Annotated in this window: 13 protein-coding genes; 2 read left to right on the plus strand and 11 right to left on the minus strand. The window is 37.7% G+C overall.

Annotated elements, in window-relative coordinates; translation table 11 throughout:
- Positions 1 to 67: 67 nt before the first annotated feature.
- The 5 genes from MKY00_RS21940 to MKY00_RS21960 form a co-directional block, all read right to left on the minus strand.
- Positions 68 to 580 carry an adenine phosphoribosyltransferase gene (locus MKY00_RS21940; protein ID WP_000346219.1) on the minus strand — a complete coding sequence of 171 codons (513 nt, stop codon included), beginning with the start codon at positions 578 to 580 and terminating at the stop codon, positions 68 to 70.
- 47 nt (positions 581 to 627) lie between these two features.
- Positions 628 to 2,967, minus strand: coding sequence for a single-stranded-DNA-specific exonuclease RecJ (gene recJ, locus MKY00_RS21945; protein WP_016718526.1), 2,340 nt, complete (start codon positions 2,965 to 2,967; stop codon positions 628 to 630).
- A 101-nt stretch (positions 2,968 to 3,068) separates the two neighbouring features.
- Positions 3,069 to 3,962: a cation diffusion facilitator family transporter gene (locus MKY00_RS21950; RefSeq protein ID WP_016718527.1), complete on the minus strand. Its 894-nt coding sequence runs from the start codon at positions 3,960 to 3,962 to the stop codon at positions 3,069 to 3,071.
- A gap of 303 nt (positions 3,963 to 4,265) precedes the next feature.
- A complete protein-coding gene (gene secDF, locus MKY00_RS21955; RefSeq protein WP_016718528.1) occupies positions 4,266 to 6,530 on the minus strand; it encodes a protein translocase subunit SecDF in 2,265 nt (754 codons plus the stop codon).
- 270 nt (positions 6,531 to 6,800) lie between these two features.
- Positions 6,801 to 7,085: a post-transcriptional regulator gene (locus tag MKY00_RS21960; protein WP_000886980.1), complete on the minus strand. Its 285-nt coding sequence runs from the start codon at positions 7,083 to 7,085 to the stop codon at positions 6,801 to 6,803.
- A gap of 172 nt (positions 7,086 to 7,257) precedes the next feature.
- Here MKY00_RS21960 and spoVB point away from each other — a divergent pair, with 172 nt between their 5' ends.
- Positions 7,258 to 8,817, plus strand: a complete 1,560-nt coding sequence (gene spoVB, locus MKY00_RS21965; protein WP_016718529.1) for a stage V sporulation protein B — start codon at positions 7,258 to 7,260, stop codon at positions 8,815 to 8,817.
- A gap of 29 nt (positions 8,818 to 8,846) precedes the next feature.
- On the opposite strand, the gene MKY00_RS21970 is transcribed toward spoVB, so the two are convergent.
- Positions 8,847 to 9,494: a DUF421 domain-containing protein gene (locus MKY00_RS21970; RefSeq protein ID WP_000455381.1), complete on the minus strand. Its 648-nt coding sequence runs from the start codon at positions 9,492 to 9,494 to the stop codon at positions 8,847 to 8,849.
- Positions 9,495 to 9,596: 102 nt separating this feature from the next.
- Between MKY00_RS21970 and MKY00_RS21975 the strand changes: the two genes are divergently transcribed.
- Entirely contained in the window at positions 9,597 to 9,980 is a 384-nt protein-coding gene (locus MKY00_RS21975) for a TIGR04086 family membrane protein (RefSeq protein WP_016718530.1), read from the plus strand.
- 37 nt (positions 9,981 to 10,017) lie between these two features.
- On the opposite strand, the gene yajC is transcribed toward MKY00_RS21975, so the two are convergent.
- Genes yajC through ruvB form a run of 5 tightly spaced genes read right to left on the minus strand, consistent with a single transcriptional unit; the run spans position 10,018 to position 13,728 of the window.
- Positions 10,018 to 10,278, minus strand: a complete 261-nt coding sequence (yajC, locus tag MKY00_RS21980) for a preprotein translocase subunit YajC (protein WP_001068066.1) — start codon at positions 10,276 to 10,278, stop codon at positions 10,018 to 10,020.
- Between the two features lie 27 nt (positions 10,279 to 10,305).
- Entirely contained in the window at positions 10,306 to 11,445 is a 1,140-nt protein-coding gene (gene tgt, locus MKY00_RS21985; protein WP_000125362.1) for a tRNA guanosine(34) transglycosylase Tgt, read from the minus strand.
- A 12-nt stretch (positions 11,446 to 11,457) separates the two neighbouring features.
- A complete protein-coding gene (gene queA / locus MKY00_RS21990; protein ID WP_000354028.1) occupies positions 11,458 to 12,510 on the minus strand; it encodes a tRNA preQ1(34) S-adenosylmethionine ribosyltransferase-isomerase QueA in 1,053 nt (350 codons plus the stop codon).
- Between the two features lie 19 nt (positions 12,511 to 12,529).
- Entirely contained in the window at positions 12,530 to 12,730 is a 201-nt protein-coding gene (locus MKY00_RS21995; protein WP_016718531.1) for a DUF2905 domain-containing protein, read from the minus strand.
- Complete coding sequence (ruvB, locus tag MKY00_RS22000; RefSeq protein WP_000344461.1) at positions 12,727 to 13,728, minus strand: Holliday junction branch migration DNA helicase RuvB; 1,002 nt, start codon at positions 13,726 to 13,728, stop codon at positions 12,727 to 12,729. The genes MKY00_RS21995 and ruvB overlap by 4 nt, the downstream gene beginning before the upstream one ends.
- Between the last annotated feature and the right edge of the window lie 2 nt (positions 13,729 to 13,730).

Raw genomic sequence — 13,730 nt, forward strand, 5'->3', positions numbered from 1 at the left:
AAGTACCCGCTCCTCTCCAAGAGATTCACGGGTACTTTTTATCACCGTAGTTTTACCTATATAGTGATTAGTATTTTTCTAATACTAATACATCGTAACCATCTAACATTTTACGACCATCTAAGTAAGTAAGTTCTACTAAGAATGCAATTCCTGCTACAACTCCGCCTAGCTCTTCAACTAACTTAATTGTCGCTTCAATTGTTCCACCTGTAGCTAATAAGTCATCTGTAATTAATACGCGTTGACCTGGTTTAATTGCATCTTTATGGATTGTTAAAACATCTTTACCATATTCTTTACCGTAGTCAACTGTAATTACTTCACGTGGTAATTTTCCTAATTTACGAACTGGCGCAAATCCTACTTCTAATGCATAAGAAACTGGGCAACCGATAATGAAACCACGCGCTTCTGGTCCTACTACAAGATCAATGTTTCTTTCTTTTGCATACTCAACGATTGCATCTGTTGCTGCTTTGTATGCTTTACCGTCGTTCATTAACGGTGTAATGTCTTTAAACACGATACCTTCTTTCGGATAATCCGGTACAATTGCGATATGTTGCTTGAAATCCATATTTCTGAATCCTCCTCAGATCTAAAAGGTTTGTAAATACAAATCCTTTACCCTAACTGTTCTACTTCTTTATGATTACGAATCGTTTCAAACCATGTATATAGTTGCTGATATGTGCTATAAACCAATTCTTTTTCTAATTGTAAGTGGTTCATTTTCTCACGATATGTGTTCGATTCAATTAAATCACGCTTTTGTTTTTTGTCTGCCATAAAAATGACGCCATCTTTTATTGTAACAAATTCTAACTCAAAAAACACCTGTGTCATGAAATTTACTGTATCTTTTGACCAACCTTTATGTTGACATAGTTGTTCTCCATATTGTCTTAAAGAAAATGGTGATTTTTGGCTCAAGAACGAATAGTACCATTTAAAATGTTCTCTCGTTGGAACAGTACTAAATAAATGATTATTCTCTTGATAAAATAGTGTATAAATTCGCGACGGGAATCCTACTTTAAATAGCTCTCTTAATTCATCTGTCCCTTTTGGTAAATCAAGTAATACGATGTATTGATCATCTAACTCGGTCACTTCTGATGCATGCATCATATGCTCTTTATAGTCTTCTAAAGAAAATTTATTCAATACCTCTTCAGAAAAATACACCATCGTGATTTTCCCTTTCGGAAGTTCTGCTAAATTTGCTTCTACGTTACGCATACTACGCCAATCGAATAATTGCCATGCCTCTACAGCAATATCTTGTACCATTAATTGCGGCTTCTTAAAATTATTCCATTCATTGATAGACGCTTCTCCTATTACAGATACTTTTGCAACTGGAGAAATTTCTTTCGCGTACGCACCAAAACCGAATCCAATTGTATCCAATGTTGCTTGTCCATCACGAAGAGACATCTTTAAATGAGAACCATCTGATCCGATTGCACGAATACTTTCTAGCTCCGCATCTTTCACTGCAATACGTGGCTTTGGATTGCCAACACCAAATGGCGCTAACTTTTGCATATCTTCAATTGCTGCAAGTGTTACGTCCTCCACTTTGCAAAAAGCATCGACAGCTGTAATTGGAATAAAATCTTCTTCTGTTAAAATTGTATCTGCCTGTTCATTTAAACGGCGGCGTAATTCATCTACATCATTCATATGTAGCGTCATTCCCGCTGCCATCGGATGTCCTCCGAAGTGTGGCAATAACTCTCTACAATCTGACAAGTTTGCAAACAAATCAAATCCTGCAATACTACGCGCTGAACCTTTTGCAGTTTCTTTTACAGGATCAATGCATAATACAATCGTTGGACGATAAAAACGTTCAACTAATTTAGAAGCGACAATTCCAATTACACCTGGATTCCATCCTTCTTTTGCAAGCACTAATACTTTATTGTCTTCAGGAGGGAAATTCGTTTCCACTTCAGCGATAGCTTCTTCTGTAATTTGCTTTACAATATCTTTTCGCAGTTTGTTCAGCTCATCAATTTCTTCAGCCAGCTCTTTCGCTTCTTCGGGATCCTCTGATAATAAAAGATGTACAGCCGGCGTTGCATCTTCTAAACGTCCAACTGCATTAATACGAGGTGCGATTGAGAAGCCAATACTCTCTTCTGTAATTTCACTTTGCGAAACGTTAGCAACTTTAAATAGCGCTTTTAGTCCGATATTTTTCGTCATGCGCATATGTTTTAAACCGCGCTTCACTAGCAATCTATTCTCACCGTGAAGTGATACTAAATCGGCTACCGTACCAATTACTGCAATTTCTAATAAATGTTCTGGTACACGGCCCAGTAGTGCATGCGCAACTTTAAACGCAACACCTACACCAGCTAAATAGTGAAACGGATACACACCGCCATCTAATTTCGGGTGAATAATCGCAAGTGCTTCTGGCAATTCTGGTGGTGGCTCATGGTGATCTGTAATAATTAGATCTATCCCAAGTTCCTTCGCTACCTTCGCTTCATGTACAGCTGCGATACCAGTATCGACAGTAATAATGAGTGAAAATCCTGCGCTATGCGCCCAACGAAATGCTTCTTCATTCGGTCCATAACCTTCTGTAAAACGGTTTGGGATATAAAATTCTACGTCTGCACCTAATTCTTGTAAGGCAATATATAAAACAGTTGTACTACTTACTCCGTCCGCATCGTAGTCACCAAATATTAATATTTGCTCTCCATTTTGAATCGCCTTATTTACACGTTCTACCGTTCTATCCATTCCTTCTAATAAAAACGGATCATGAAATTCTTGATTTTCTGTATTTAAAAAATCTAAAATCTTATCTTCTGTATCTAGTCCTCTACCGAGGAATAACGAAACGACAAGTGGTGATAATTGTAATTTACTTGCTAATTCACTCACTCGCTCGCTATTATATTCTTTTTCTTTCCAACGCGTCTTCGGTTGTAACACGAAATCACCCCTTAACCTGTTCATTATACAAGACAGATTAAGGGGTGACAATATCATGCAAACTACGATGTAATATCTGTATACTAAAATGTTACTAATGTTTAATTTGGAGAATACGGATTTATATGTACAAATACATTTTGTACGTTATCTTGCAGCATAAGCGTTTCTTTCACACGCTTTCCAATGCGATGCCCTTCTTCTACAGTAATATATGGATCTACAGAAACTTTAATATCTACAATAACGTAATGACCATGCTCCCTTGCATATAACGAACCGATTTTTTTCACACCATCTATTTGAAGTATTGCTTCTCTAAGCGGAATAACATCTTCCTCATGAAGAACATGATCAAGCGTTGCATGAATTGCTTCTGCCCCAATACTCCATGCCATTTTTGCAACAAGAAGTGAAACAAATAATCCTGCAATTGGATCGGCATACACAAGCCAATCTAACCCGAACTTACCACCAATAATCGCTGCACAAATACCGATTAAAGCTGCAATTGAAGAAAATACATCCGAACGGTGCTCATATGCATTTGCAATAATTGCATCGCTATTTACCCTTTTCCCTAATCGAAATTTATATTGAAACATTCCTTCTTTCACAATAATCGAAAGAACAACAGCAAAAATCGTAATTCCCTTCGGCGGTTCTAGTTCCTGCGAAAAAGCTTTTATGGACGAAATCGCTATCTCGATTCCCACAATAAATAATAATACTGCAACAATAATCGCTGAAATCGATTCCGCTTTACCGTGACCATACGGATGATCTTCATCGGGCGGCTGCTTCGCTGCTCGTAATCCAAACAGTACAGCTAGCGAACCAATTACATCTGATGCAGAATGCACAGCATCCGCTAATAGCGCTTTACTGTTTCCAATATAACCAATTACCGCCTTTACAATCGCTAATATAATATTACCAACGATCCCGACAATAGCACCAAACTCGGCCTGTTTAAAACGTTCATCTTTTTCCATTATTAAAATCCCTTCTTTTCTTAACCTATCTTTTTATCCCACTTTAATGGGCAGTAAGACCCCTACCTCAAAATTCAGTGAAAGCAAAAAATTTAGGTGGGGGTCGGGCTGCCCATAAAAGTCCGATTGGTTCAACTAATAATCAGTGGGGGGATGAAGCCCCCCCACTGATTAAAGTTTCACTTTATTGTAACAAAAACAGCGATACCATCACCACTTTCTTCCATTTCCCATTTCAAAGTCGCTATCTTATTGTATCCACAAACGAAAAAAGAGATGCCTCATAAAGAGACATCATCTTTTTTATACTTGCGGTTCAGATTCTACTTTCTCAACCTTTTTCTTGTTTTTGCCCTTTTTCAAACGACGGTTTTCAAGCATTAACCAAATTTGAGAAGCAACGAAAACAGAAGAATACGTACCTACAACTAATCCAACAAGTAACGCAAACGAGAAGTTACGTAGTGACTCACTACCGAAGATAAGCAATGCAATTACTGGGAATAGCACTGTTAGTACAGTATTAATCGAACGACCAAGCGTTTGACGAATACTTGCATTTACGATTTCTTCTAAGTCTTTTATATCACGTACTCGTTTTTTCTGTTTGTATAATTCACGGTTTCTATCAAATGTAACGATCGAGTCATTAATAGAATAACCAATGATTGTTAATACCGCAGCGATAAACGTTAAGTCTACCTCTAACTGGAAAATACTAAATATAACAATCATAACGAATGCATCATGTAATAATGCAAGTACTGCAGATAATGCATACGTAAATCGGAAACGAATACTTACGTATAAAATGATAACCGCAGAAGCAATTAATACTGCGATAAATGCATTTCGTGCAATCTCTTTCCCGATTGTTGGTGAAACTGTACTTACGTTTGGATCTGTACCATATTTATCGTGGAAGAATGTTTTTGTTTTCGCAATTTCATCTTTTGATAGAACACCTAATGTACGAACTGCGAATCCTTTATTGTCATCTCCAGTCGGTACAATATTTTCTTCCTTCACGTCAATGTTCAATTCTTTAAAATCTTTATGAACATCAGACACAGTAACTGCTTGTTTTGATTGCAAGTCGATACGTGTACCACTCGCAAAGTCAATACCAAGATTCAATTTGAAAATTGGTAAAATAATTGCACCTGCAATTACAACTACCAGCGAGAAGATAAGGAATTTATGACCGACATTTACGAAGTTAATACGATCAAATCTTGTCGGTGGATGTACTACACCTTTTGTTAATGGAATAATATCCTTTTGTTTCACACCAAAGTATCCTGGTTTTTTATCGAAGTAACGGCTCTTTACAAGTAAACTTAGTAAGAAACGAGTACCGAATACGTTCGTAATAAAACCGACTAAAATACTTACGATTAAACTTGTTGCGAACCCTTTTACAGAGCTATTACCATAAACGAATAATACACCAGCTGCTGCAAGTGTTGTAATGTTCGCATCTAAAATGGTTGCTAATGAACGATGGTTACCAGCACGGAATGCCGACATCATTGACTTACCAATTTTCAGCTCTTCTTTCAGTCTCTCGTACGTAATAATATTCGCATCAACCGCGATACCTACCCCGAGCACTAACGCCGCAATACCTGGCAACGTAAGAACTGCATGCATCCAGTTAAAGACAAGTAATGTAACGAAAATGTATAAACCTAACATAATAACCGCTACAAGTCCTGGTAAACGGTAGAATACAAGCATAAATAAGAAAATAAGAGCGATACCAATCGCACTAGCGAAAATTGTTTGCTCTAACGCTTGTTGACCAAACTTCGCTCCAACAGATGTTGAATACATTTCTTTTAAATCAACAGGAAGTGCACCTGCATTTAATAAAGATGAAAGTTGTTTCGCGCTTTCAACTGTAAAGTTTCCACCCACGATAGATACTTCAGCTTGGTTAAACACTTGGTTTACTGTTGCTGCTGATAAGAACTTCGGATTCGGTTTTGCAGATTCTGCTTTGTACGAATCTTTTCCTTCTTCAAAATCAAGCCAAATTACCATTAAATTCGTTGGTGGTGGCATTTTTGAAATTTTTTCAGTTACTTCACGGAATTTTTCAGCGCTTTTTAGTGTAAGACCTACACTCGCACGACCTTGCTCATCAAATGTTTGCTTCGCTCCGCCGCCTTTTAAATCCGTTCCATCCATAAGAAGGTTGTCATCTACATCACGGAATGTTAATTTCGCTTGTGTTGATAACATTTCACGTGCTTTTTGCTGATCTTGTACACCAGCAAGCTGTACACGAATTCGGTCTTGCCCTTCAATTTGAATGTTCGGTTCACTTACACCAAGTACATTGACACGATTTTCAAGAGCACCTACTGTACTTACAAGTGCCTCTCGGTCAATTTTATCACCTTTTTTGGCTGGTTTTACTTCATAAAGAATTTCAAAACCACCGCGAAGGTCTAGTCCTAGACTAATTCCTTTTGCTATGTCTTTTCCTGCCGCACCAATTACTCCACCGATTAATAAAACGATGAGGAAAAAGGCGGCAATTCTCGTACCACGCTTTGCCATATGTACCCTCTTTCCGCTACTAACACTTCAAATAAATCTTTTACGATTCACCTTCACACGTGTGCATACGCCTAGTTAGTAGACTTCCTTTCTATAATTTTGCTAGTTCCTCACCAGCTGTGTCGGTAAGTTTTTCACATTACCTACACTTTCATTATTTGTTTTCTCTCTTCACTACCTCCTTTATATATGATCTTAGACATAATTATTTCCTCATTATCAATACCTATCATTATACTGCAAAAGGAAGAACAAACCAATTGCAGTCGGTTATTTATTTTCATATTCATCAAATGACCAAAGCGGGGCTTGATATGCTTCAACAGTTAAATACGTCATATATTCATTAGCTGTTACTGTTAATACATCATTAACTAATTCATACAATCTAACGTCACTGTCTATCTTCTTCCACTTTTTCACTTTAAGAAACTTCCAAATGTCATCATCTGTTACTCGGTCGTAGCCGAACATTTGGAACTCTTCTACTTTACTTTCTAAAACGACTTGTAACTGTCCGCGGTATGATTCTACCAAAGCCTCTCTATCTAACATATATAACATCTCCTTCTTATTTCAGCACGAAAAGTCGCTTTTAATCCCGCTCTAATGGACAGCAATAACTACTTTCAAGAGTACTCTCTTAAATGCTTGTCATTCTTGTCTCGTACGTGCATATAAATTATTGTAAATCATTCCACTGATTTTGAGAAGGTAGGAGAAGACCATGACGAGACAAAGCTTTTTAAAAGGCGCATTTATTTTAATGATAGCCGGCTTTATTACCAAAATTCTAGGATTTATTAATCGTATTGTAATGGCACGTATTTTAGGAGAAGAAGGCGTTGGCCTTTATATGATGGCCGTCCCTACATTTATTCTAGCAATTACATTAACACAAATCGGTCTTCCTGTCGCAATCGCAAAATTTGTAGCAGAAGCAGAAGCTGTGAATGATAAACAAAAAGTTAAAAAAATATTAACAGTATCATTAGCTGTTACATCTGTTATTAGTATCATTTTAACAATTGGAATTATGCTCCTCACACCTATTTTAGCAAAAACATTATTAACTGATGAACGAACGTACTATCCATTAATGGCCATTTTGCCTGTCGTTCCTGTTATTGCTGTTTCTTCTGTTTTACGTGGCTATTTCCAAGGGAAACAAAATATGAAACCTAGCGCTTACGCCCAAGTGATAGAACAAATTGTCCGCATTACAATTATCGCTATATGTATTCAATTATTTTTACCTTACGGCGTAGAATATGCTGCAGCTGGTGCTATGTTATCAGCCGTTCTCGGTGAAGTGGCATCGTTATTATTTTTACTCACTTTATTCCAGCGCGAAAAACATTTATCTATACGCTCGGGATTTTTCACTACTGTAAAGGAAAGCAAGGGGACATTTTATTCTCTTATGGATATTGCACTTCCAACTACAGGAAGTCGTTTAATCGGTTCCGTTTCCTATTTTTTTGAACCTATCGTCGTTATGCAAAGCTTAGCGATTGCCGGCGTTGCTGCCTCCGTCGCAACTCAGCAATACGGTATATTAAACGGGTATGCATTCCCGCTTCTTTCACTACCAGCCTTTATTACATACGCTCTTTCGACAGCACTCGTTCCATCTATTAGCGAGGCAATGGCAAAAAGACAGCATAAATTAGTAGAACACCGCTTACAACAAGCTCTTCGGATCTCACTCATTACTGGCGGGTGGTCAGTCGTTATATTATACGTATTTGCTTCTCCTGTTTTAACTCTTATGTATGGATCGGATAGTGCAACAGCGTTCATCCAGCTTCTTGCACCTTGCTTTTTATTTCATTATTTTCAAAGTCCACTTACCTCTGTTTTACAAGCTTTAAACTTAGCACGTGCGGCCATGATGAATACGTTTATTGGTGCAATCGTGAAATTAATCGTTATTTTCGTACTAGCTTCAAGGCCAGAGTTTCAAATGATGGGGGTTGCCCTTGCAATTGCAGCAAATATCGTAACGGTAACATTTCTTCATTATGCTACTGTTTTAAAGAAAATTACATTTACCATTTACGCAAAAGACTATATTTTTGGCGGACTTGCCATCGGTATCGCAGGCTCCTTCGGTTTTTACCTTCATAAGTATATAGTTTTCTCTCATTCACTTGGCATACAAACATTATGGGAAATCGCTTTAACAACACTCGTTTATATTGTGCTCCTCTTCATTTTCAAGCTCATTCGAAAAGAAGAGTTAAGTCGTCTCCCTATCATTCGAAAACTTTCATTTTTGAAGTAAATAGGCTTACTATTCCATATAGTAAGCCTCTAGTTTTCTTTCAAATCAACAAAAAATTGTCCATTTTGAAAGCTACAGTATAAAATTTTTGTTACATCGTTATAGCCTAAGTTTTTTAATTTTTCAACGAGCCACTCATCTGTATGTTCAATCATTTGTAAATGATTCGATTGAATTTCGCCATCGATAATAAGAGGAAGCGTAAACTGCAATGCATCCTGCCCGCCTTTTTGTTTTTGAAAGACAGATAACTTCCCAGATGGTTCTAAAATAGCGTATTCTACATCCCGGATGTCTCCAACTCCTTGTTCCCTTAATTGCATCATTAAATCATCTATATTATAACGTTGCTTTCTCATCTTCTTTTCATCAATCTTTCCCGCATTTACAAGAATAGCCGGCTCACCTTCTATTAAATGCCGAAATCGTTGATACTTTAACGAAATAACTGACAAAATAATTTGTATACACATAAGAAAAGTCATTGGAACTAATTGGTGCCAAAGTGATTTATCGGTATTTTCAATTGCGACTACTGCCATTTCACCAAGCATAATGAATACGACTAAATCTAATACACTTAGCTCTCCAATTTCACGCTTACCCATAAGACGAAAAATAATTAAGATGATGATATACAAAAGCATCGTCCGGCCAATGATTGATACCCATTCCATTTCTACATCTCCTTTTTACGTATAGACTCCCCTATAAAAAAGAAAATAGTCTAACTTAGGCAAAAGGAAAATATGCTTGTATTAAAAAGGGGGAATGTATAAATGGATGGAACGAAAAAATTATCAACTGCAATCGGCTTCGGTATCGTTATCCTATTAATTCTCGCAACAGTTACTAGCATGATTATGGCTCTTTTATTAAAATTTACAGATATGAATGAAGGAACATTAGCTGTTACTATTTTTATACTAGCACTTTTGTCTATGCTTATATCCGGGTTTTCTGCCGGCAAAAAAGCACAAGGGAAAGGTTGGCTAGTAGGCTTCACAACAGGACTTACATTCACTATACTTGTTTTTCTAGTTAACTATTTAGGTTTCTCTCAAACTTTATCGAACTCACAGTTACTTTACCAATTAGCATTAATGGGCGCGAGTACACTTGGTGGCATTTTCGGTGTAAATATGTCCAAACAAAATAACTAAAAAAAGGCCCTGCACATTTCATGCAGGGCCTTCCTCATTAGTTTTTCACAACTTCACGAATCGCATTACGATCGAAAGTTAAGTGTGAACCACCAGATTTAATAACGATTTTCGTCTCATCTACTGATTCGATTGTACCGTGTAAGCCACCGATTGTTACGATAGCATCACCTTTTTTTAACTCACTTTGCATTTGAGCAACTGCTTTTTGACGTTTTTGTTGCGGGCGAATTAATAAGAAATAGAAAATCGCAAACATCGCAACGATCATAACGATATTCATCATACCTGGATTCATCTTTTGTTCCTCCTTTTAAATTATGTATTAGAAGTTTTTAGCATTCGGTTTATTAAAGCCATACTGTTCAAAGAATTCTTCGCGGAAATCGCCAAGACGGTCTTCACGAATAGCTTGTCTCACCTGCTCCATTAAGTTTAACAGAAAATGAAGGTTGTGATAAGACGTTAAACGAATTCCGAACGTTTCATCACATTTCATTAAGTGACGAATGTACGCACGAGAGTAATTTTTACATGTATAGCAATCACAGTTTGGATCAAGCGGACCGAAGTCTCTTGCGAATTTCGCATTTTTGACAACTAGACGGCCTTCACTTGTCATACATGTACCATTTCGAGCGATACGAGTTGGAAGTACGCAGTCAAACATATCGATACCACGAATTGCACCATCGATTAATGAGTCAGGAGAACCTACTCCCATTAAGTAACGTGGCTTATTGTCTGGAAGAAGTGGTGTTGTAAACTCAAGTACACGGTTCATAATATCTTTCGGCTCACCTACAGATAAACCACCTACCGCGTAACCAGGGAAGTCCATTGAAACAAGGTCTTTTGCACTTTGACGACGAAGCTCTTCGAACTCCCCACCCTGTACAATACCAAATAAACCTTGATCTTGTGGACGTTCATGCGCTTTTAAACAACGCTCTGCCCAGCGGCTTGTACGCTCTACAGACTTCTTCATATATTCAAAAGTAGCTGGGAATGGAGGACATTCATCAAATGCCATCATAATATCTGATCCTAATGCATTTTGAATTTCCATTGCTTTTTCTGGTGATAAGAATAATTTATCTCCATTTAAGTGATTACGGAAGTGAACGCCTTCCTCTTCAATACGACGGAAGTCACTTAAACTGAATACTTGGAAACCACCAGAGTCCGTTAAGATTGCACGATCCCAGTTCATAAATTTATGCAAACCGCCTGCTTCACGAATGATTTCGTGACCTGGACGTAGCCATAAATGATACGTATTACTTAAAATAATGCCAGAATCCATTGCTTTTAATTCTTCTGGTGACATTGTCTTAACTGTTGCAAGTGTACCAACTGGCATAAATGTTGGTGTATCAAATGAACCGTGCGGCGTATGCACACGTCCTAAACGGGCACCTGTTTGTTTACAAGTTTTAATAAATTCATAACGAATTGCTGTCATAATTTACTCCTTTTATTTGTTTCCCATTTTAGCGTGAGAGGCAACGAACATTGCATCACCAAAGCTAAAGAAACGATATTTTTCTTTTACTGCTTCATTATAAGCATGAAGTACATTATCTCTGTTTGCAAATGCACTTACAAGCATAATTAATGTTGATTTCGGTAAATGGAAGTTTGTAATTAAACCATCAATTGCTTTAAATTCATAACCTGGGTACATGAAAATGTCTGTCCAACCAGAAGCAGCACAAAGCTTGCCGTCATGATCTGTCGCAATTGTTTCTAACGTACGAGTTGAAGTCGTACCTACCGTAATAATACGTCCACCATTCTCTTTTACACGGTTTAATAATGCCGCCGTCTCTTCAGACATATGGTAATATTCTGCGTGCATATGGTGTTCTTCAATCGTATCAGCAGAAACTGGTCTAAATGTTCCAAGCCCTACGTGAAGTGTAATGAAAGCTAACTCAACGCCTTTTTGTTTTAACTTCTCCAGTAACTCTTCTGTAAAGTGAAGTCCTGCTGTCGGCGCTGCTGCTGAACCGATTTCTTTCGCATATACTGTTTGATAGCGATCGCGATCTTCCAGCGTTTCCTTAATATATGGAGGAAGTGGCATTTCTCCAAGTTCATCTAAAATTTCATAGAAGATGCCGTCATATGAAAATTCAAGCTGACGTCCACCTTGATCTGCAGTTCCTGTGCAAGTTGCTTTTAATTTTCCTTCGCCAAAAGAGATAACAGTTCCTTCTTTTACACGTTTCGCTGGCTTAACAAGCGTCTCCCACTTATCGCCTTCTTCTTGTTTTAAAAGCAGTACTTCAATGTGTGCGCCTGTATCTTCTTTCACACCGTGCAGACGAGCAGGCATTACTTTCGTTTCATTTAAAACTAAGCAATCCCCCTCATGTAAGTAAGAAAGAATGTCCGTAAAATGTTTATGCTCAATATCGCCTGTTTCACGGTCTAACACCATTAATCTTGATGTTTCACGCTCTTCTAATGGGACTTGTGCAATAAGTTCTTCTGGTAAATGAAAATCAAACAGATTAATATCCATAACTATATCCACCTATTTCTTATTTGAATCGATTTATTATATACATAATAAAAGATAATACAATACTTAACACAATACATGTAATGATAGGAAAATAAAAGGTAACGTTTCCTTTTTTCACAAAAATATCGCCTGGAAGTCTTCCAATGAACTTCCAAGCTAAGCCAACAACGATAAGTAAGATCCCTGCTGTAATAAGCATTTTTGGCATCTCCGTCATACTTTTGGCATCTCCATTCCGAAATGCTCATATGCAAGTGGCGTTACAATTCGACCCCTTGGCGTTCGTTGTAAAAAGCCAATTTGTAATAAATACGGCTCATACACATCTTCAATTGTATGAGATTCTTCTCCAATCGTTGCCGAAACCGTTTCTAATCCAACTGGACCACCACGGAACTTCTCAATAATACCAAGCAATAATTTATGGTCAATATGATCTAGACCTAATTTATCTACTTGCAGCAATTCTAATGCCATTTGTGTAATTTCCATCGTAACCGTTCCGTTACCACGAACTTGTGCAAAATCTCGTACACGTCGTAATAAACGATTTGCAATACGAGGTGTACCACGAGCACGTCTTGCAATTTCTAGTGCGGCTAACGAGTCAATTTCAACTTCGAATACTTCTGCTGTACGTTCAACAATCTCAGAAAGCTGATCTACTGTATAATACTCTAATCTTGAAAGCACACCGAAACGGTCACGAAGCGGCGCTGATAACGCACCTGCACGCGTCGTTGCTCCAACTAATGTAAATGGCGGTAAATCTAAACGTACAGACCGTGCTGAAGGTCCTTTTCCAATTACAATATCAAGGCAAAAATCTTCCATCGCAGGATATAGTACTTCTTCAATTGATCTATGCAAACGATGAATTTCATCAATAAATAATACATCCCCTGGTTGAAGCGATGTTAATACAGCTGCTAAATCACCTGGTCTTTCAATTGCCGGTCCTGAAGTTGTTCTAACATTTACGCCCATTTCATTGGCAATAATATTCGCAAGCGTCGTTTTACCAAGACCTGGTGGTCCATATAAAAGCACGTGATCTAACGTTTCTTCACGCATTTTCGCCGCTTCAATAAACACCTCTAAATTATGTTTCGCTTTATCTTGGCCAATATACTGACGGAGCGTCTGTGGCCGTAATGAATATTCTAAATCCGCATCTTCATATGCAGATTCCCCTGAAAGGAGACGTTCGTCCATTA

Source organism: Bacillus sp. FSL R9-9834, from assembly GCF_038006905.1.
Lineage (GTDB): Bacteria > Bacillota > Bacilli > Bacillales > Bacillaceae_G > Bacillus_A > Bacillus_A pacificus.

What these genes read in the sequence shown, in the direction of transcription:
- MKY00_RS21940 (WP_000346219.1), bottom strand. Translation starts at nt 580, where the DNA reads ATGGATTTCAAGCAACATATCGCAATTGTACCGGATTATCCGAAAGAA.
- MKY00_RS21950 (WP_016718527.1), bottom strand. Translation starts at nt 3,962, where the DNA reads ATGGAAAAAGATGAACGTTTTAAACAGGCCGAGTTTGGTGCTATTGTC.
- secDF (WP_016718528.1), bottom strand. Translation starts at nt 6,530, where the DNA reads ATGGCAAAGCGTGGTACGAGAATTGCCGCCTTTTTCCTCATCGTTTTA.
- MKY00_RS21960 (WP_000886980.1), bottom strand. Translation starts at nt 7,085, where the DNA reads ATGTTAGATAGAGAGGCTTTGGTAGAATCATACCGCGGACAGTTACAA.
- spoVB (WP_016718529.1), top strand. Translation starts at nt 7,258, where the DNA reads ATGACGAGACAAAGCTTTTTAAAAGGCGCATTTATTTTAATGATAGCC.
- MKY00_RS21970 (WP_000455381.1), bottom strand. Translation starts at nt 9,494, where the DNA reads ATGGAATGGGTATCAATCATTGGCCGGACGATGCTTTTGTATATCATC.
- MKY00_RS21975 (WP_016718530.1), top strand. Translation starts at nt 9,597, where the DNA reads ATGGATGGAACGAAAAAATTATCAACTGCAATCGGCTTCGGTATCGTT.
- yajC (WP_001068066.1), bottom strand. Translation starts at nt 10,278, where the DNA reads ATGAATCCAGGTATGATGAATATCGTTATGATCGTTGCGATGTTTGCG.
- tgt (WP_000125362.1), bottom strand. Translation starts at nt 11,445, where the DNA reads ATGACAGCAATTCGTTATGAATTTATTAAAACTTGTAAACAAACAGGT.
- queA (WP_000354028.1), bottom strand. Translation starts at nt 12,510, where the DNA reads ATGGATATTAATCTGTTTGATTTTCATTTACCAGAAGAACTTATTGCA.
- MKY00_RS21995 (WP_016718531.1), bottom strand. Translation starts at nt 12,730, where the DNA reads ATGACGGAGATGCCAAAAATGCTTATTACAGCAGGGATCTTACTTATC.
- ruvB (WP_000344461.1), bottom strand. Translation starts at nt 13,728, where the DNA reads ATGGACGAACGTCTCCTTTCAGGGGAATCTGCATATGAAGATGCGGAT.